The sequence below is a fragment of the Halomonas sp. 3H genome (assembly GCF_024206005.1).
Taxonomy (GTDB): domain Bacteria; phylum Pseudomonadota; class Gammaproteobacteria; order Pseudomonadales; family Halomonadaceae; genus Halomonas; species Halomonas campaniensis.
In genome coordinates, this window is the sequence record NZ_CP100360.1 from 1,833,688 (window position 1) to 1,853,200 (window position 19,513).

The following is a 19,513-nucleotide window of genomic DNA, read 5'->3' on the forward strand; positions in this document are numbered from 1 at the left end:
GCTCGAAATGTCAGCACCCCATGTTGGGAATGTCGAGAAGTGCCTTGGTTCGGAGGATTCGAGCTATGTCAATGAAATCAGGAAGAGCTGCCGTAGTAGTCAAGAAGCTACTAGCCAACCTTGGGTATAATATAACAACGATAAGTTCAACCAAGCCCACTGCCCTGCTTTCCTTTGAGGGAAATCCAAGAGCTTTGAGGTACTTGAAAAAGAGTGGGGAGTTCCTGATTACAGGTAAGGTAGAGGACGGCCGCTCACTTTTTGTTTTTCCACTTGATGACAAGAACAGGCATCCCTTCGTTAGAGCTGTCCAGGCGGCGCTAGATGTGTCGCTAATCGGTGGAGATGAAAGAGAGGCGATCAGGAGAAGACTTATGGGCTTCTACTCCCTGTATCGCCCAGCTTCCGCTGCCGAGGTGCTCGGCGCTGCCGCTGAGGAAATACCCATGCTCGGTGATCAGCCACCTTGGGTCGTGATAAAGCCTTGGGAGGATATGTCAGTACAAGAACGCATAGAGAAGATTATTAGAACAGAGCGCGAAGATAACAGCCAGGTATCAACTGCTCCGATGAGTGTTGAGCATGGATGCAATTTCTGCGGACCAGTTTCGGGGGAAAAGCTGAGTGTCGAAGCCGAGAGGCTATACAAGATAATGAAGTCAATCATCAAGAATGGCTTCATGAGGCATGACTTTAAAGATGGCGATATTCGCGCAGACATCCTTGTGCAGACCTCCGGCAACTGGAAGTGGCTCGTCAAGTCAGGGCAGCATCGGGTTGCAGTCTTGAGCGCCTTGGGGTATCGAGAGTTCCCCATCAGGGTTGAGAGCATCGTATGCCGAGATGAAGTGGACTTCTGGCCTCAGGTGCTGGCCGGCAACTACTCCAGGGAGATGGCATTGCGTGTGTTTGATAATATCTTTAGTGGTGTCGGAGTACATGAACGATATTGGGCTAGAATTCTTGCTGAGGCCGCTTGACCTTGATCTTCATGTGATTGCTGGCAAACAAAGGGATGGGTGGAATATGAAAATCAAGAGAGCTATCAGGCGCCGCATTTCGATTGCTATGGGTCGCCCCCAGACACAGCGTAGATTTATTGATTCTGCGCTTGGGGTAAGCGGGTTTCTTGAAGTACTGAAGGCAGAGGGGATCGATTATGCGGTACTGCGCTGGTTCGAGGAATTGCCGCATGTAGCGCCTGGTGAAGATATCGACATTCTTGTGGCAGATCAAGATGTAGAAAGGTTGACGTTCTATACAAAATTTATCGGCAAGAAAAACGATACCCCTTGTGATATCTATAGTGTCAGTGGTCTGCCAGGCACCAGTTCAAGGAATATGCCTTATTACCCCGTGCCTGTCGCCAGAAAGATATTGAAAAATGCCATTTGGGTGAATGGGCTCGTCAGGGCTCCTTCCTGTGATGACCATTTCCTGTCGATGTGCTATCACGCTGTCTATCATAAGGGTTATGCGTCAGCGATTCCTTCCGAAAATGCCGATCGGAACCGGAAGGTTGTTCTTTCCTGCGATCATGATTATATGGGAACGATCAAGAGATTGTACGAAGCTTCAAGTTTAAGGTTGAGTGATTTTAGCATTACGCTTGAGGCGCTGGACAGGCTGTTGGATGAAGCTGGTTGGAAGCCGGCTTATGATACACTACAAAAAATGTCGGTGAAAAATCAGTGGATTCATGATGCCCTCTTGTCAAATGTGGTAGACACCCAAGAATCCTTGAGAGGTTTGACGATCTTCTTGGTCAGAGAAATGGGCATGCCTTATTTGGAGACCATCAAGGAAATCCTCTTTGAGGAAGGCTTTGATCATGTGCTGGAAGGGTGCATTCCAGGCGAAGACGTTGGTTTGGTGGCAGCCGGTATTCGAGGGGGAAACTGGGGGAAGGGACCTTGGCCAAAAAGTGGCGGGTTGCCTGCCTATTATTTTGTCGTTTACGATGTCAAGCTAATTCCCCCCACTGAAGCAGCAGAAAAGGAACATCCAGGCCTTGTTAATGAAAGGATCTCCCTGGCCAAGATCAAGATAAGGGACTACTACAACCGAGAGGTGAGCTCTCAGGAGCGATGCAACATCATACACTCGGCTGACAATGCCGTGCAGGCCCTTGATTACCTCAATATCATAGGTTCTGCTAAAGTTTCTTACGTTCAGGAAGTTGCTGAAAGAAAGCATGCTGCTTTTTCCACGCACTTTAAAGTTATCAAGGATCTCAGTAATCATGCACGACGGGCCAAGGTTGAGCTGATTGAATATAAAGGGCAAAAGGCCATATGCAAGACCTTCAAGGAAGGAAGGGAAGAGTTCCTGAATAGAGAGGTAGTTGCACGTGAGGTAGGAGCAGGTCTGGATGAAGTGTCGGAGATGCTGGAGGTTGGGGATAATTATATCGTCATCGATTTTTATGATGGTTCTATTGATGAAATATCCTGTGTCAGGCCCCTCTTTCACAGTAATGCCTACTTGCCGGTGTGGGCGATTGAAAAAATGAAGAACATCATACTCTACTATCGTGAGCGTGGTTACGAGTGTGTGGATTTTACTCCCAGAAACATACTTTTCGATTCAAGGATGGGCTTGAAAGTTATTGATTTCGAGTTTCTTCAGAAGGGGGATGCTCCTTCGGACAGCCTGGTGGGAAACTTCGCATGGTACTCTGCACCTGATAGCTTTCAAGGCGATCTTCCCAAGTGGAAAAACAACAGCTCTCTGTATCGACGGCGCTGGTTCCGGTACACTGGGCTTCCCTTGTTCTTCTGTGTCCACGATTTCCCAAAATCAGTGCTGCACCTTGTGAGAGGGGTTACGTTTATCTGCTTCTCTGTCAATAATGCCCGGAGAAAGGCTGTTTCACTTCCCCAGAAACGACATTACATGAATAACTGATCATTAGCATACGGAGACGGCAGGCTTATGGATCGTTGCGTCTTCGGCTGATAATTTATCACATCCTAATCCTCACTTCTTGTGTCGTTTTTACATCGGCATGTTGGTTTGGCTGTTTAAGGAGCATACAAGATGACAAAAGTCGTGATCACTTACGGCACCTTTGACATGTTCCATATCGGGCATCTCAACCTCCTTCGCCGTATTTCCATGCTGGGGGACCGTCTGATCGTGGCGGTGTCCACGGATGAATTCAACGCAGGGAAAGGAAAGCGAACCCTTATACCATTCGAACAACGTGCAGAAATTGTTCGTAATATTCGCCATGTGGATGAAGTCATACCAGAAGTCTCCTGGGAACAGAAGGTTGACGATGTGAAACGCTACAAGGTCTCTGTGTTCGCGATGGGGGATGACTGGGCAGGGAAGTTTGATTTTCTTTCTCCCCATTGCGAGGTTGTTTATCTACCTAGGACGGAGGGCATCTCAACGACCGAATTGAAACGCTCGCTCAGTCGTTTCTGCAGTGTTTCCCGGGAAGATATTATTCGCGCTTTCGACGTCATCGAACAGTTACGCAAGGATTTTGGTTAGACCACTCATCACGCTTCTTCTTTTGTTTCACTAAACCTTGATCAGGTTTCTGAGCTTAAAGTATTTCAAGACAGAGACGGCAAGATATCAACGGGTGGGTGAAGCCCATGACATTGCTTCTTCAGTGCCTGATCTCATGCCAGTGGGATGTGTGACGTTCTTCTGCTTTACCTGACAGGGTGCTTGCCGTATTTAATAACTCGGTGATGCATTCTAGTGGCTCGATAATTTCTTTCCGGTTTTGATGTGAGTGGAATGTTCATGAAAGTAGTCATTTGTGACTTTGATGGCACTCTGTTGAAAAAGCACTCGTTCCCGATGTGGGTTTTCTACATTGTGAGGTGTAGTTTAAGGAAGGGGAACCTTCCTGTTTTCTTTCGATTCTCGACTGCTCTGGCCCTCAGGTGGGCAGGAGTCATTTCTTCCTCTCAGTTCAAGACTCTCCTTATGCGCAAGAGATACCCGGTAGAGTACGATACCCTATTCGTTGAAAGCCTGAAGGTTCATGTCAATCCGCTGGTGGTTGAAAGACTCAGCAAGATCGATGGGTGTTATGTGCTTTCATCGGCCTCACCACTTTCCTATTTGGAGCATGTCGCCGAGGCGTTTGATATTAAATTTGATAAGGTCCTGGGTAGTTATGTTTCCGAGGGGGTTCTTTTTGAGAATTATGCAGAGAATAAGGTGTTGGCGCTTCATGAAATGATTGATGTTGCCGATGATATTGTCTTGTTTACCGATCATCATATGGACCTGCCGCTCATGAAGCTTTCAGATGAGGTCTTCCTGGTAAATCCAAGTAAAAAAACACGTCGGAAAGCTGATTTTGAAGGCGTGAGATACATGGTGATAGAAGGTTGAGGTGAGTACTGCATATAGGTTTATTTAATGATGAATCCTGTCTCGACATTATAACCCTCGATATTTACTTGCGTCCTCTTAGATATATCCATCCTCAGGCCTGACGATAGATCGTCAAGGGAAAGATAACCGTGCTTCATTTGTGTGTATCCAATTGTCGGTGACCATCATGCCAGAACCTGCACGGTTGCTTGCTGCTGCCCGCCAGTTTCCCATCAGGGCGCTGGCCAAGGTGGGGATTGGTGTCTATAGAAGCCATGACCTTCGAGGGGTGCCAATCTCTGTTCTGGAGTTGCTGGAGCGCTATCGCAAGCGCCCCTGTGTCGTGGAGTGCCCGCTTGCTCTCTGTCGATGGTTCGGCCCCACCGGCCTGGCCTATGGAGCCGGGTCACTGCACCCCTATGTCCAGAGCCTCCTGCAGCACCTGCGTGGTCAATGCGACAGCTATCAGGAGACATGCCTGGCGCATTACTGGCGCTCATGGACACCGGCAACCCTCGCACAATCCCTTGGTATCCGTCCCGAGTCGGCTCACCCATTGCTCAACGCCAGTCCTCCACTGAGTGATTTCATGCCATGGGGAAGCAAGTTGCAGCTCGAGGCCCTGCGGTGTGCGGCAGAGTCACATGCACGGGGTCCACTGGTGCAGGGCAAGAGCCTCGCATCCCGCGAGATCGCGGTGAGGCAGGTAGGGCCAAAGCCCGACTGGTTCGGCGAACTCAGGATCCAGCATCTTGTTTCTCTCCATGAGCAGATTGCCTCGGAGGGATATCGTCAGCGTGCTTCGGCGTGCCTCCCATATATCCGCCAGCATCTTGTCGTCGATTGCATGGTGCGCGACGACGATGTCCGGTTTCTCGTGGCCAATGGCCAGCATCGCGCCTCCGTGCTGTCTGCGATGGGGCAGGAGTTCGTGCCGGTGTTGCTGAATGTCTCCCACAAGAGGGGCCCTTCGGTCATACGCCGAAGCGAGTCCTCGGATTGGCTGCTGGTTCGAGCGGGGATCATCGCGGAGACGGATGCGCTCGATATCTTCGACAGGGTTTTCGACGCTCGGCAGCCAGATGGGTTTCCGGTGCTGATGCGTGCCGGAGATGCCTGACCCTGGCCCAGCGATCTTCATGGCTCACACCCCAACCGGCGCTACGCATGCTGGGGCCACTCTATCTCTTCCGGCGGTGTGTCTATCCCCTTTGCCACTTTGTGCGTGCCCGCTCCCCTCGAGTGCCTATGGTCCACCGTGCCCATGCGCAACATGACTTCGTTACCCTGACGTAATGGGAGTAGTTGTATGTCGATTCTCGTGACAGGTGGGGCCGGTTACATCGGCTCACACATGGTGCTCGCTCTGCTCGAGCATCACCATGAGGTGGTGGTACTGGACAACCTGAGCAATGGGTCGACCGTATCACTCGATCGGATCGCCGCGTTGACCGGCAGGGAGGTGCCCTTTATCGAGGGTGATGTGCGCGACCGTAGTCTACTGGATTGGCTGCTGCGCCATCATCAGATCTCCGATGTGCTGCACTTTGCCGGTCTTAAGGCGGTTGGTGAGAGCATCGAGCAGCCGATGCGCTACTTCGACAATAACGTGGCGGGGGCAGTGACTCTCTGCCTTGCCATGGAGGCCGCTGGTCTCCGGCGCCTTATCTTCAGTTCCTCGGCGACCGTCTATGGTGACATCGACACCGTCCCCTACCACGAGGCGTTGCCCACCGGCGCGCCGACCAATCCCTATGGACGTTCCAAGCTGATGGTGGAAGAGATGCTCAGGGATCTGGCCTCGGGTGACACTCGATGGTCGATCGCATTGCTGCGTTACTTCAACCCTGTCGGGGCTCACCCCAGTGGATGTATCGGTGAGGACCCGCTGGGTATTCCTAACAATCTTGTCCCCTTCATTACCCAGGTCGCCGTCGGGCGCCGTGATGCCCTGTCGGTGTTCGGCAATGACTACCCGACCCCTGACGGCACCGGGATAAGGGATTACATCCATGTGATGGATCTGGTCGAGGGGCACCTGGCGGCGATGCAGGCCATCGCCAATCGCCACGGTGTATCGGTATGGAACCTCGGCACCGGCCGAGGATACTCGGTTCTGGACATGATCCAGGCCTTCGAAAAAGCTGTCGGTCGTCCGATTCCCTACCGGGTCGCCCCGCGGCGGGCCGGAGATCTGGCGCAGTGCTGGGCCGATGCCGCAAAGGCCCGTCGCGAGCTGGGCTGGAGCGCCAGGCGAGACCTGGCGGCAATGACAGCGGATGCCTGGCGATGGCAGGTAAACAACCCGGGGGGGTATGCCTCCTGATCCGCCCTTGCTGAACGTCAACGACCGCTACCTCCTGTGCCCGTCTGGCATTGCCAGCCCATCGTCTCGAGAGTCAAACGCCATGAATTACCTTGCGCGCCTGTTGCAGCAACTGGGCTGGTTACCTCTATGCCTGCTCGGCTTGCTCAGTTCCCGTGACGACAGGCTCTGGGTGTTTGGTGCCTGGCTTGGCCGACAGTACGCGGACAACACACGGTATCTCTATCGTCACGTGCGCGATCATGATCCGGACATTCGTGCCGTCTGGTTGAGTCACAGCCCTGAGGTGGTGAAACAGGTCCGCGACGAGGGGGGCGAGGCCGCCCTGGCCTATTCGCTGGCGGGTATCAGGATCTCGTTGCGAGCGCGACTCTTTCTGGTCACTCATACCTCGGAGGACGTCAACGCCCATGCCTCTGTGGGGGGAGCCCTGGTCAACCTGACCCATGGCACTCCCCTGAAGCGAGTCGGCAGGGATGCCAGGTCCAGCCGTCTTGGCGTGCTGACGCCGCTGTTTGACCGCTATCTGCGTCATCTGCTGCCGGGCAAGCGGGGACCGGAGCGGGTTCTGGTGGCGTCGGGTGTCGGGCGCCAGCGCATGACATCGGCCTACGGCCTTCCGACCGAGCGTGTGCCGGTGCTTGGCTACCCCCGTTGGGCCGCCTTCCATACCGACACCGCTTCGCTCCTGCGTCGTGAGGGGATCGAGCCACGTCATTACAAGGGGATCGTGCTCTATGCCCCTACGCTCAGGCAACAGGGCAGGGGCGGGCTGGATGTGGCACAGGGCGATCGGCTCGAGGCGCTTCTGCCCTGGCTTGAACAGGAGCAGTTGATCCTGCTTGTGCGAGGGCATGTTGACTTGACGATGACGGGGGTCGAGGGGCTGGCCGGGCGCACCTCGCGGGTCGTGCAGGCCTCATCAGACCGCTTCCCTGACGTCAATGAACTGATGCCCGAGGTCGATGTGCTGATTACCGACTACTCAAGCCTGATGTTCGACTACGCCTGCTTCAAGCGCCCGATCATCCTGATGGCGCCGGACCTGGACGACTACCTCCACCGCGATGTCGGCATCTATGGTGACTATTTCGAGGACGCTCCTGGACCGGTGATCAGTGACTGGTCGCAGGTGCCTGCCGCCTGGTTGGAAATTGCTGAAGGGCAGCACGATCAGCGACTGGCTCGTTTCACCGCTCGCCATGCCGCCATGAATGACGGAAGGGAGTGCGAGAGGGTCACCACTTACCTGCGCGAACATTATCAAGATCACCACAAGTGAGCCTTTTCGGGGTGGCTCCCTCTATCCATAGTTAAAGGGCTTGAGCATGAAGGTTGTTCTTATTGGAACGAATTCCTCTTCGATTTTCGGCTTCAGAAAGCTTCTCCTGCAATCCCTGGTGGAAGTGGGTCACGACGTTAGAATACTCACGGCGGACTTGAGTCCTGAGCTCAAGAGGCGTGCAAAAGAAGAGCTCAATGTCGAGGCTGAGGAATACCGGCTTGCCAGACGGGGGATGAACCCGCTGCTGGATGTGAAGAACGCCTGGAAGTTGTACCGACGTTTAAAAGATCTCGATCCCGACTTTGTTTTCTGTTACTTCTCCAAGCCTGTCATCTGGGGGGCGTTAGCCGCCAGGTTTGCAGGTGTGAAGCGTCGATACGGCATGCTGGAAGGCTTGGGGTATTACTTTACAGTCCACCCCAGAAGCGATGGCTGGAAAAAAACCCTGATCCGAGGCACTCAAGTTTCCCTCTTTCACCTTTCCCTGCCCCTGCTTAAAGGCCTTGTTGTGTTGAATCCGGACGACAAGAAGGACCTGGTCGAAAAATATCGGATTCGTGTTGACAATATAATGGTGCTGGGAGGTATTGGGCTTGACCTTCACGAGTACCCCTATTCCCTTCCGAAAAAGGATAGGATCCGTTTTATTTTTGTCGGGCGACTGTTGGAAGAAAAGGGGATTAACGAATATCTCCAGGCTGCTGAGATCATCAAGAGGCACCACCCCGCGACGGAGTTTGTCATTCTTGGAAAGCCGGATCCCGGCAATCCCGGTTCGGTGGATCTAGCGTATCTGGATCGCCTGGTGGAAACCGGCGTAATCATCTATCCCGGCGTCGTATCCAACGTTGCTGACTGGCTTGAAGAGAGCAGTGTGTTTGTCTTGCCCTCCTACAGGGAGGGCGTGCCACGCAGTACCCAGGAGGCGATGGCCGTTGGGCGGCCCATCATCACGACGGATGTCCCGGGCTGCCGCGAGACCATTCGCGATGGCGAGAATGGCTTCAAGGTTCCGCCTCATGATGCCACTGCCGTTGCAGAGGCGATGGAGCGTTTCATTGCTCAACCTGACTTGATTTTCAGCATGGGCTGTCGCTCTAGAGAACTAGCTGAGGAACAGTTCGATGCTGATGAAATTAATCGAAGACTGATTGACTTCCTGAAACTTTAATCTATGCGGGGCCACTCCAGCCGACTTGGGTGAATCATCTGTTTGATCTGGAAGGTTCCGACTCTTGGTTTTGAGTCGGTAATGCCACCTGCCTGCAAGAAAAACCTTAGCGATAGTGCAATTCTGGAGTAGGCGAGATGCCTTTGAGACCGATGGTAACCCCGTGTACACCAGCTACCGGCCCTATGCTCCGATACCTTCCACGGCTTCAGTCGATACCCCTTAAGCCGGGCAGAGTGTGCAAATAACTAATAACAAGTAACAAGTAGCAAGTAACAAGTGACAAGTAGCAGGGGAAAGAATACCTCTCATTTTCCATAGGGTGTGACATGCAAAATGAAGCCGAACCCACCGTGCTGTTGACTCAGGGCTGGTGCCGAAGCAGTTATTCGGCGCTGCGAGGTCTGGCGCAGAACGGTGTCAGGGTAGTGGTCGCCGACACCTCTCGGATCGGCATGTGCCAGGCCTCGCGTCTGGCACATGCAAGGGGGCGCTATGCCTCGCCCTATGGTGACCCCGACGGGTTTGTCGCAGATGTGGCCGGCCTCTGTCAGCGTCACGGCATCGGCCTGATCCTCCCGGGGCACGAGGAGGGCGAACTGCTGGTGCAGGCGCGTGAGGCCGGGCGGCTGCCGCCGGGCGTAGCGCTGCCCATGGTGGATGCGGCCACCCTGGCGCTGGTCAACGACAAGGACCGCATGAGCCGCCTGGCGCGGGAGTGGGGGATGGCGGTGGCTACCATCGTCGACTATTCGAACCCGGCGGAGGCCGGCCGGGTGAGCGACCCGGCCCGCGAGTACGTGGCGCGGGCGAGGCGCGGCAACAGTTCCAAGGGGGTGCGCTTTTCCAAAGGCGGCGAGGCCCTCGCGCAGACCCTGGCCGAGATGATGGTAGCGTTCGACCTCGACCCTGCCCGACCGCCCATCGTTCAGGAGCGGGTGGACGGTGATGGCTGGGGTGTCTCTTGCCTCTACTGGCATGGCAAGCGCATTGCTTCCTTCACTCATCGCCGGCTGCAGGAGAAGGTTGCCACCGGGGGGACCAGCACCCTGAGGGTGAGTGCCGCCCATCCAGCCATGGAGGCAGATGCCCATCGCCTGCTGGAGGGGCTTGAATGGCACGGGCTGGCGATGCTCGAGTTCAAGCACGACCTGGCGACGGGACGCCATGCCTTCATCGAGGTCAATCCTCGACTATGGGGCTCCATCGACCTCTCGCTCAGCGCGGGGGTGAACTTCCCCTGGCTGCTCTACCTGGCCCAGACCCGCGGACCGGCCGTCGCCCGGGCCCACTTCCGTCCCGCCCGCCAGGGCGTAGTGGCGCGCTGGCTGCTGGGCGACGTGATCCGCCGCCTGGACCTGGCCCGGCGCGGCCGTCTCGGGTCGGCCCTGCGGCTGGCCGATGGCGCGCGTGCCGACAGCTTCGACGACGCCAAGTGGGATGATCCCCTGGTGCTGTTCGGCGAGGGGCTCTACTACCTGGCCAAGGGGCTTCGGACCCACAGCATGAACCCGCTGGAAGCGGGAATGGTGCGCTGACATGGCTCTCCTCGATTACCACCTGCATGACCTCCTGTCCCCCTGGCACGGCCTCGGGCCGAGCCCTCCCCAGCGCCTGGTGAAGCGGTTCTTTGACATCGTGCTGGCCCTGGCCCTGCTGGTGCCGCTGCTGCCGGTGATCGTGCTTACGGCCCTGGCCGCTCGTCTGGATACCGGCGCCTCCGGTTTCTTCCTGCAGGAGCGCATCGGGCGGGGAGGTCGACCGTTCCGGGTCGTCAAGATCCGCACCATGCGCCCGGTGCCCGGCACGACGGTGACCACACTGGGAGACCCTCGTATCACCCGGCTCGGCGGCTGGCTGCGCCGCTCCAAGCTCGATGAGCTGCCCCAGCTGTTCAATGTCCTGGCCGGCCAGATGAGCTTCGTGGGCCCGCGCCCCGATGTGCCGGGTTTCGCCGATGCCCTGGGTGAGGAGGGGCGGGTGATCCTCTCCGTCAGGCCGGGGATTACCGGCCCCGCCACCCTGAAGTACCGCGACGAGGAGACCTTGCTGGCCGGGGTGGAGGACCCCGAGCGCTTCAACCGCGAGGTGGTCTTCCCCGACAAGGTCAGGCTCAACCGAGACTACGTGCTGCACTGGTCCTTCACCCGGGACCTGGTCTATCTGTGGCGTACCGCGTTTCCCCGCCCCGGTCCCGGGGCGGAGGAGCGCTGAGTCGCCGTGATCGTTGCAGGCGCCCTGGGCGCCGGGAGGAATCGATGGAAGGCTGGCCACGTCATGAACCCGATGAAATCGATGCGGTGAACCGCGTGCTGCGCTCGGGGCGTGTCAACTACTGGAACGGCGAGGAGGGGCGCGCCTTCGAGCAGGAGTTTGCCGACTTCCACGGCATGCCCCATGCCATTGCCGTGGCCAATGGCACCCTGGCGCTGGAGCTGGCGCTGCGGGCCCTTCAGGTGGGCGAGGGCGACGAGGTAGTGGTGACGCCGCGCAGTTTCATGGCGTCCGTCTCCTGTGTGGTGGCCTGCGGAGGGCGCCCGGTGTTCGCCGACGTCGACCCGGACTCCGGCAACCTCACCGCCGAGAGCGTCGCGGAGGTGCTGACACCGCGCACCCGGGCGGTGGTCGCCGTGCACCTGGCGGGCTGGCCCTGCGACCTCGACGCGCTGCGAGCGCTGTGCGATCGCCATGGGCTCTTCCTCATCGAGGACTGTGCCCAGGCCCATGGCGCCCGATGGAACGGCAAACGGGTCGGCAGCGTCGGTGATGCGGCGGCCTTCTCGTTCTGTACCGACAAGATCATCTCCACCGGAGGCGAGGGCGGCATGCTGTTGCTGAAGGAGGCGGCGGCCTGGTCGCGCGCCTGGAGTTACAAGGACCACGGCAAGTCCTGGCAGGCGGTGCATGCCGAGCATCCGCCGGGCTTTCGCTGGCTGCACGGCAGCTTCGGCAGCAACTGGCGCCTGACCGAGATGCAGGCGGCCATCGGGCGTTGCCAGCTGCGCAAGCTGGACGCCTGGTTGGCTCGGCGGCGCGAGAATGCCGGGCTGCTCGCCGATCGGCTCGCGGGGCTTGCGGGGCTCCGAGTGCCGGTGCCGCCACCTCAGGCCGTGCCGGCCTGCTACAAGTTCTACGCGTTCGTTCGGCCGGAGGTGCTTCGGAAGGGCTGGAGCCGCGATACGATCGTCGACCGGATCACTGCGCGTGGGGGGGAGTGCCTGCACGGTGGCTGCAGCGAGATCTATCGGGAACAGGCCTTCGATGGCACGGACTTCCGTCCCCCCGAGCGGTTGCCGGTGGCCAGGCGCCTGGGCGAGACCAGCCTGATGTTCCTGGTCGATCACACGCGAACGCTGGAACAGGTCGATGCCTTGGCCGAGAAGGTGCGGGAGGTCATGGAAGACGCGGTGCCGGGGAGCAACGAATATCTTGCGATGTCCCCATCGACCGGATCCGAGATGGCATCGGCCATGACCCCACGCTGAGGGTGCCAACAGCCGGAATCCATGACGACGCCGCGGACCCCGCGGCGTCTCGCGTTTCGGGAGCAGGCGAACCCCGCTTCCCGCTGCCTGTCCTATCCTGCGGGATGACCAAAGGAGTTCGATGTGCTCGCAAGTATCCAGCGATTCTTCCAGCAGGCCCTGGCCGAGCCCGAGGCCCAGCGTGACGACACCCCCACCTTGGAGCTCGCGGCTGCCGCGCTGCTTTGCGAGGTGATGCGTGCCGACTACCGGGTCGACCCCGCCCAGCTCGCGGCCCTGCGCGAGTTGCTCATGACGCACCTCCATCTGGAGGCCGAGGCCGTGGAGTCGCTGATGACCATGGCCCGCGAGGAGGTGGAGAGCTCCGTGGACCACTACCAGTTCGTCAGCCTGATCAAGCAGCACTATGACTATGGCAGGCGCGTCGAGCTGGTGAGGATGATGTGGGTGCTGGCACTGGCCGACGGAGAGCACCATCACCTTGAGGAGCATCGCATTCGCCAGCTGGCCGACCTGTTGCACGTGAGCCATGCCGACTTCATCCGAGCCAAGCTGAGCGTCCAGGAGCAGCGGGACTGACGCGATATAGTTGAGGAAAATGATACGCGTGGGACAGTAAAGTGTGATTTTCTAGACGTGCCTGGCGGGTCCATGCTGAGGGAAACGGGCCGAGTGTTGATCCCGTATCGAGACTGTCAGAGGAGGCGAGGAGATGCTGGAAACGCGGCCGCTGTACCCGGACGAGCCGGCCACCGAGGTCGGGCTGGAGCAGGAGGCGCCGACCTCCGTCGCTCTCAACCGTCACTACTGGATGCCATTCAGTGCCAACCGTGACTTCCACGCCAACCCGCGCGTGATCACTGGCGCCGACGGGCGCTACTTCATCGATGATCACGGGCGACGGCTGTTCGACTCCCTCTCGGGACTCTGGACCTGCGGTGCCGGCCACAATCGGGTCGAGATCCAGCAAGCCGTGTCGCGTCAGCTGGGACAGCTCGACTACGCGCCGGGCTTCCAGGTGTCTCATCCGCTGGCCTTCCAGCTGGCGGAGAAGGTGGCCAGCCTGACGCCGGCGGGGCTCGACCATGTGTTCTTCACCGATTCCGGCTCTGAGTCGGCCGATACCGCCGTGAAGATGGCCAAGGCCTACTGGCGGCTGAAGGGGCGCCCCGAGAAGACCCGCATGATCGGCCGTGCCAAGGGGTATCACGGCGTCAACATCGGCGGCACCAGCCTGGGGGGGATCGGCGGCAACCGCAAGCACTACGGCCAGCTGATGGACGTCACCCACCTGCCCCACACCCTGCAGCCGCACCTGGCCTTCACCCGGGGGCAGGCCGAGACCGGCGCCGAACTGGCCGATGCGCTGCTCGAGCAGATCGCCCTGCATGACGCCTCCAACATCGCCGCGGTGATCGTCGAGCCGATGTCGGGCTCCGCCGGGGTGATCGTGCCGCCCAAGGGCTATCTGGAGCGCCTGCGGGCCATCTGCGACGCCCATGACATCCTGCTGATCTTCGATGAGGTGATCACCGCCTTCGGGCGCAGCGGGGCGCGCACCGGGGCCGAAGCCTTCGGGGTGACACCGGACCTGATGACCGTGGCCAAGCAGCTGACCAACGGGGCGGTGCCCATGGGGGCGGTGATCGCCTCCGGTGAGATCTTCGACACCTTCATGCATGCCGGCGGCCCGCAGCATGCCATCGAGTTCCCCCACGGCTATACTTACAGCGCCCACCCGGTGGCCTGCGCCGCCGCCCTGGCGGCCCTGGACCTGTTCGAGCAGGAAGACTTCCCGGGGCAGGTGCGGGCCATTGCCCCTGCCTTCGAGGCCCGGCTCCATGCGCTGAAGGGGCGCTCCCACGTAGTGGATATCCGCAACTATGGCCTGGCCGGCGCGATCCAGCTGGCGCCCCGCGACGGGGATCCCACCGTGCGCCCCCGCGATGCCCACCTGGCCCTGTGGGAAGCCGGTTTCTACGTGCGCTATGGCGGCGACACCCTGCAGTTCGGCCCGCCCTTCGGCACCACCGAGGCGGAACTGGAGCGCCTGTTCGATGCCGTGGCCGGCACCCTGGACAGATTGACGTGAGTCCATCGGCAGCCCATCGAAGGCTGCTAGACTGAGACCATTGCAGGCCCCGCTCCCGCGGGGCCTGCGCGTTTTCACCTGCAGGGAGCTGCTGAGATGTCGCGCGAGATCATCGTTCTGGGGGCCGGCATGGTCGGCGTTTCGGTGGCCTGGCACCTGGCCAGGCGGGGGCAGCATGTGACCCTGGTCGACCGGCGTGAGCCCGGTCGCGAGACCTCGTTCGGCAATGCCGGCATCATCCAGCGCGAGGCGGTTCGGCCCTACGCCTTTCCCCGCGACCTGGCCACGCTGATGCGGGTACTGCCCAATCGCCAGGTGGACATCCGCTACCGGCCCGGCGGCATGGTCAGCGCCGCGGGTCCGCTGCTCAGGTACTGGCAGAACTCCTCGCCGAGCCGCTATGCGCGCATCGTGCCGGAATATGCCTCGCTGATCGCGCTCTCCCTCGACGCCCACGCACCGATGATCGAGGCGGCCGGCGCCGAGTCGCTGATCCGCAAGGAGGGCTGGCTGGAGGTCTATCGCACCGCCGATGGCCTGGCCGAGCGCTGCCGCGAGGCCGAGGCGAACGCCGAGCGCTTCGGCGTCGAGTACCGCGTGCTGGATCCTGCCGCCCTGGCCGCCATGGAGCCGGACCTCGCCGAGGAGCCGGCCGGCGCCATCCATTGGACCCAGCCGTGGACGGCCGACGATCCCGGTGGTCTGGTGCAAGCCTATGCCCAGGCCTTCCAGGCCGAAGGCGGGCATGTCATGCAGGCGGAGGTCCAGGGGGTGGCACGGGTGGGGGCCGGCTGGCGGGTGACCACCACGGAGGGCGCCCTGGAGGGGGAGCAGGTGGTGATGGCCATGGGGCCCTGGTCGGAGAACTGGCTGGGCAAGCTGGGCATCGCGGTGCCGCTGTTCGTCAAGCGCGGCTACCACATGCACTATGCGGCCGTCGGCGAGGCCCGGTTGAACCACTGGGTGATGGACGCCGAGGTCGGCTACCTGCTGGCCCCGATGCGGGCCGGAATCCGCCTCACCACCGGCGCCGAGCTGGAGCGCCTCGAGGCGCCTGCCCACCATCGCCAGCTGGCGGCCGCCGAGGCGGTGGCACGCCGCCTGTTCCCGTTGGGCGAGCGCCGTGATCCCGAGCCCTGGAAGGGCGCGCGCCCCTGCACGTCGGACATGAAGCCGGTCATCGGGCCGGCCCCCGGCCAGCCGGGGCTGTGGCTGGCCTTCGGCCACGGCCACCAGGGCTTCACCCTGGGGCCGGCCACCGGGCGGCTGCTCAGTCAGATGATGGCCGGCGAGACGCCGGAGGTGGACATGAAGCCGTTCCGCGCGGACCGCTTCTGAGCGTTTGGCGCGCCGTCAGCGGCGGGCCTGGCGACGCTTGAGCTGGTGGAGGGCCAGTTTGGCCAGCAGCGTGATGACGAACATCAGCCACCCGGCGGTCGCCAGGATGTTGAACAGCAGGACCTTCTGCTCGCCGCTGAGCGGAGTGAACAGGATCTCGACGACCACGCCGATCAGGAAGGCCAGCGTCAGCGGCAGGGCCAGGATGTGCATCCACATCTCGGTACGTCGCTTGCGCACATGGTAGCGGCGCAGCAGGACCCGGATCGGGCGATGCACGAAGCTCACCAGCACCAGGGTGCCGAGCAGCAGCAGGGCGGTCATGGTGGGCTCGACGCTGCCGATCCGGGCGGAGACGCTGATCGACCAGAACACCACCAGCCACATCAGCCCCGCCAGGCTGGCTACCAGATCGGCATAGCGGCGCACCTTCGGCATGGTCTCTCCCTCGGTTGGTCTGCCGGCATGATACGGGAATTCAGCGCCGGGTGAAGAGCTTGCGCACCCAGTACCAGCGATTGATCAGCAGGGCGGCGAAGATCAGCCCGCATCCCGCCAGCTGCAGCACGGTCATGGTCTCACCATACCAGGCGGCGGCCAGCAGGGCCGTCCAGACCGCCTCGAGCATCAGGATCACGGCGGCGTGGCTGGGCGTGGTGAGCCCCTGGGCGTGCACCTGCAGGAAGAAGCGCAGGGTGCTGGCCAGCAGGACGCTGGCGGCCAGCCAGCCGAGGGTGATCCCGTCGACGCGCGATGGCCAGGGCTCCACGGCCAACGACGCCAGGCCCAGGACGAGGCCCACCGTGACCAGCTGCAGCACCGTCAGGGGCAGGGCCGGCAGCCGACGCACCACGCGCGAGTTGGTGTTAATCAGCAGCGAGAAGAGCACCGCCGAGCCGGCGATCAGCCACTGGCCCGGCTCGATGCGAAAGCCGGCGTTGAGCGAGAGCAGGCCGAAGCCGATCAGGGCCACGGGAAGCGCGATCCAGGTGGTGCGCGGCGGCCGGTCACCGAACAGCAGCCTCGCCATCACCGGCACCAGCAGGATGCCGAGGCTGTTGATGAAGGCGCTCTCGCCGAGGTGGTGTGAGTGGTAGAGGCCCAGGATCCACAGCGTCAGCGCCCCGCTGAACAGCACGCCGACGCCAGCCCCGGCCAGGAGGTTGCGCCACGAGATGCGCCTCAGGGCAGGCCCGGCGAAGGCGGCGAGGACCAGGCCGGCAAGCAGGAAACGGCTGCCGATGAACAGCAGCGGCGGCAGGCCGTTGAGCGCTTCCTTGGAGAAGATCCAGCCCGAGGCCGCCAGCAGCGTCACCAGCAGCAGGAGCAGGTCGGCGCGCAGCGGGGCGCGAACGATGGGGTCGGGCATGGGGCACCGGGCGACGGGACATGGGGACGGCAATGTTAGCAGGCAAAGGGCCTGTCGTCTCCGGCGACCGGCAGCCTTGGCCGGGGGCTTCCGGTATACTGGGCAGACGCCCGAGAACGTTCCAGCCGAGACAGGACCCGCCGTGACCTCACTGACCCTGACCCGCCCCGATGACTGGCACCTCCACCTGCGCGACGATGAGGCCCTGGCCGCCGTGGTCGGCGCCTCGGCCCGCCAGATGGGGCGAGCCATCATCATGCCCAACCTGCGGCCCCCGGTAACCACCACCGAGCAGGCGCTGGCCTACCGCCAGCGTATCCTGGCGGCGCTGCCCGAGGGCAGCCCTTTCGAGCCGCTGATGACCCTCTACCTCACCGACAACACCCCCGCCGAGGAGATCGAGCGCGCCCATGCCAGCGGCCTGGTTCACGCCGTGAAGCTCTATCCGGCCGGGGCCACCACCAACTCCGATTCCGGGGTGACCGACCTTTCGCATTGCGACGGCGCGGTCGCCGCCATGGCGCGTCTGGGCATCCCGCTGCTGGTGCATGGCGAGGTGACCAGTGCCGACATCGACATCTTCGACCGCGAGGCGGTGTTCATCGAGCGGGTCATGAAGCCGCTGCTGGAACGTCACCCTGACCTCAAGGTGGTGTTCGAGCACATCACCACTGCAGATGCCGCCGAGTTCGTGGCGGCGGCGCCCGCCAACGTGGCGGCGACCATCACCGTTCACCACCTGCTGTTCAACCGCAACCACATGCTGGTGGGCGGTATCCGTCCCCACTACTACTGCCTGCCGATCCTCAAGCGCGAGCGGCACCGCCAGGCGCTGCTGGCCGCGGCCACCTCCGGCAGCCCGAAGTTCTTCCTCGGCACCGACAGCGCGCCCCACGCCCAGGGCGACAAGGAGAGCGCCTGCGGCTGCGCCGGGGCCTACACCGCGCCGGCCGCCATCGAGCTCTATGCCACGGCGTTCGAACAGGCGGGCGCCCTGGATCGCCTGGAAGGCTTCGCCAGTCACTTCGGGGCCGACTTCTATGGTCTGCCGCGCAACGCCGACAGCGTCACCCTGGTTCGCGAACCCTGGCAGCTGCCCGAGTCGCTGCCCTATGCCGGTGGCCAGCGCATCGTGCCACTGATGGCCGGCGAGACCCTGGAGTGGAAGCTGGCCGAGGGCTAGGTTCCCCTGGCCCTGGTGGGTCAATCACTCGCCGTTGACCTGGCGCTCCAGGAAGGCGATGCCCGCCTCGATGGCGCTGCCGCGGGTCAGGAAGCTGAGGAAGTGCCCGCGGCCATGCTGCAGGTAGAGTTCGTTCTCGACGCCCCGGGCCTCGAGCTCGGCGCGAAAGTCAGTGGCATGGTCGAGCGGGACCAGGCGGTCCCAGGTGCCGTGGAACAGGAAGAAGGGCGGGGCGCCGGGGCGGACCTGCCGGGCCGGGGAGGCGAGCGCATACTGCTCGGGCACCTCGGCGCGGGTGCCGCCGAGGAACTCCACCACCAGGCGACCATCGGGGAACTTGAACAGATCGCTGGGGAGGCCGCCTGCCAGCACGGCGGCGAGACGCGAATGGTCGCCGCCATGGGGCGCGGCCAGCTCGCCATCGCTGCCGGACAGGGCCAGCAGGCTGACCAGGTGGGCGCCCGAGGAGAAGCCCACGCCGACGATGCGGTCGGTGTCGACCCGCCATGCCTCGGCGTTGTCATGCAGCCAGGCCATGGCCTGCTGAAGGTCGTGCAGCTGGGCGGGGAAGCGGTATTCAGGGGCGAAGCGGTGCTCGATGTTGAGGGTCACGAAGCCGCGGCTGGCCAGCTGTTCGGCGATGCCGCCCATGTCCTCCGGACCGCGATTCTGCCATCCTCCGCCATGGACGATCAGGGCGGCCGGCCGCAGCCCGTTGCCCGGAGTTTCCGGCAGGTTGACCTCGGCTTCGAGCGTCTCGGGCCAGTCGTTTGGGGTGTAGGCCTGGCGTGGCAGCGATCGGAAGGGCAACTCTGGGGACTGCTGCTCCGTGCCGACCGACCCGCTGACGGCAGGCGCCGCCAGGTGGGTGGCGCCGCAACCGCTTGCCAGCAGGGCAATGGCCATCATCAGGGCCAGCA

The 19,513-nt window shown here is 61.2% G+C and carries 18 protein-coding genes; 15 read left to right on the forward strand and 3 right to left on the reverse strand.

Annotation, left to right across the window (positions count from 1 at the left end; translation table 11 throughout):
* Positions 1-65 precede the first annotated feature (65 nt).
* From NFC98_RS08485 to NFC98_RS08550, 14 genes are all read left to right on the forward strand, one after another.
* A complete protein-coding gene (locus tag NFC98_RS08485; RefSeq protein ID WP_254277649.1) occupies positions 66-980 on the forward strand; it encodes a hypothetical protein in 915 nt (304 codons plus the stop codon).
* Positions 940-2,907: a hypothetical protein gene (locus NFC98_RS08490; protein WP_254277650.1), complete on the forward strand. Its 1,968-nt coding sequence runs from the start codon at positions 940-942 to the stop codon at positions 2,905-2,907. The genes NFC98_RS08485 and NFC98_RS08490 overlap by 41 nt, the downstream gene beginning before the upstream one ends.
* Before the next feature lie 132 nt (positions 2,908-3,039).
* Positions 3,040-3,501, forward strand: a complete 462-nt coding sequence (gene tagD / locus NFC98_RS08495; protein ID WP_254277651.1) for a glycerol-3-phosphate cytidylyltransferase — start codon at positions 3,040-3,042, stop codon at positions 3,499-3,501.
* Between the two features lie 261 nt (positions 3,502-3,762).
* Positions 3,763-4,362: an HAD family hydrolase gene (locus NFC98_RS08500; RefSeq protein WP_254277652.1), complete on the forward strand. Its 600-nt coding sequence runs from the start codon at positions 3,763-3,765 to the stop codon at positions 4,360-4,362.
* 169 nt (positions 4,363-4,531) lie between these two features.
* Entirely contained in the window at positions 4,532-5,464 is a 933-nt protein-coding gene (locus NFC98_RS08505) for a hypothetical protein (protein ID WP_254277653.1), read from the forward strand.
* 189 nt (positions 5,465-5,653) lie between these two features.
* Complete coding sequence (galE, locus tag NFC98_RS08510; RefSeq protein ID WP_254277654.1) at positions 5,654-6,670, forward strand: UDP-glucose 4-epimerase GalE; 1,017 nt, start codon at positions 5,654-5,656, stop codon at positions 6,668-6,670.
* A gap of 82 nt (positions 6,671-6,752) precedes the next feature.
* Positions 6,753-7,952, forward strand: a complete 1,200-nt coding sequence (locus NFC98_RS08515; RefSeq protein WP_254277655.1) for a CDP-glycerol glycerophosphotransferase family protein — start codon at positions 6,753-6,755, stop codon at positions 7,950-7,952.
* A gap of 46 nt (positions 7,953-7,998) precedes the next feature.
* Complete coding sequence (locus tag NFC98_RS08520) at positions 7,999-9,126, forward strand: glycosyltransferase family 4 protein (RefSeq protein WP_254277656.1); 1,128 nt, start codon at positions 7,999-8,001, stop codon at positions 9,124-9,126.
* Positions 9,127-9,662: 536 nt separating this feature from the next.
* The gene (locus NFC98_RS08525; protein ID WP_254277657.1) at positions 9,663-10,664 is read left to right on the forward strand and encodes an ATP-grasp domain-containing protein; all 1,002 of its coding nucleotides are present in this window, start codon (positions 9,663-9,665) and stop codon (positions 10,662-10,664) included.
* A 1-nt stretch (position 10,665) separates the two neighbouring features.
* Positions 10,666-11,340 carry a sugar transferase gene (locus NFC98_RS08530; RefSeq protein ID WP_254277658.1) on the forward strand — a complete coding sequence of 225 codons (675 nt, stop codon included), beginning with the start codon at positions 10,666-10,668 and terminating at the stop codon, positions 11,338-11,340.
* Between the two features lie 44 nt (positions 11,341-11,384).
* Positions 11,385-12,611, forward strand: a complete 1,227-nt coding sequence (locus tag NFC98_RS08535) for a DegT/DnrJ/EryC1/StrS aminotransferase family protein (RefSeq protein ID WP_254277659.1) — start codon at positions 11,385-11,387, stop codon at positions 12,609-12,611.
* 123 nt (positions 12,612-12,734) lie between these two features.
* Positions 12,735-13,190, forward strand: a complete 456-nt coding sequence (locus NFC98_RS08540) for a TerB family tellurite resistance protein (protein ID WP_254277660.1) — start codon at positions 12,735-12,737, stop codon at positions 13,188-13,190.
* A gap of 232 nt (positions 13,191-13,422) precedes the next feature.
* The gene (locus tag NFC98_RS08545) at positions 13,423-14,703 is read left to right on the forward strand and encodes an aminotransferase class III-fold pyridoxal phosphate-dependent enzyme (RefSeq protein ID WP_254277810.1); all 1,281 of its coding nucleotides are present in this window, start codon (positions 13,423-13,425) and stop codon (positions 14,701-14,703) included.
* 96 nt (positions 14,704-14,799) lie between these two features.
* A complete protein-coding gene (locus NFC98_RS08550; RefSeq protein ID WP_254277661.1) occupies positions 14,800-16,041 on the forward strand; it encodes an FAD-binding oxidoreductase in 1,242 nt (413 codons plus the stop codon).
* A 15-nt stretch (positions 16,042-16,056) separates the two neighbouring features.
* Here NFC98_RS08550 and NFC98_RS08555 read toward each other — a convergent pair whose 3' ends face one another.
* Both NFC98_RS08555 and NFC98_RS08560 read right to left on the reverse strand, forming a co-directional pair.
* A complete protein-coding gene (locus NFC98_RS08555; RefSeq protein ID WP_254277662.1) occupies positions 16,057-16,479 on the reverse strand; it encodes a hypothetical protein in 423 nt (140 codons plus the stop codon).
* A gap of 40 nt (positions 16,480-16,519) precedes the next feature.
* The gene (locus NFC98_RS08560) at positions 16,520-17,410 is read right to left on the reverse strand and encodes a DMT family transporter (RefSeq protein ID WP_254277663.1); all 891 of its coding nucleotides are present in this window, start codon (positions 17,408-17,410) and stop codon (positions 16,520-16,522) included.
* A 142-nt stretch (positions 17,411-17,552) separates the two neighbouring features.
* On the opposite strand from NFC98_RS08560, the gene pyrC reads away from it, so the two are divergent.
* A complete protein-coding gene (gene pyrC, locus NFC98_RS08565) occupies positions 17,553-18,593 on the forward strand; it encodes a dihydroorotase (RefSeq protein WP_254277664.1) in 1,041 nt (346 codons plus the stop codon).
* Positions 18,594-18,617: 24 nt separating this feature from the next.
* On the opposite strand, the gene NFC98_RS08570 is transcribed toward pyrC, so the two are convergent.
* The gene (locus tag NFC98_RS08570; RefSeq protein WP_254277811.1) at positions 18,618-19,502 is read right to left on the reverse strand and encodes an alpha/beta hydrolase; all 885 of its coding nucleotides are present in this window, start codon (positions 19,500-19,502) and stop codon (positions 18,618-18,620) included.
* Positions 19,503-19,513 lie beyond the last annotated feature (11 nt).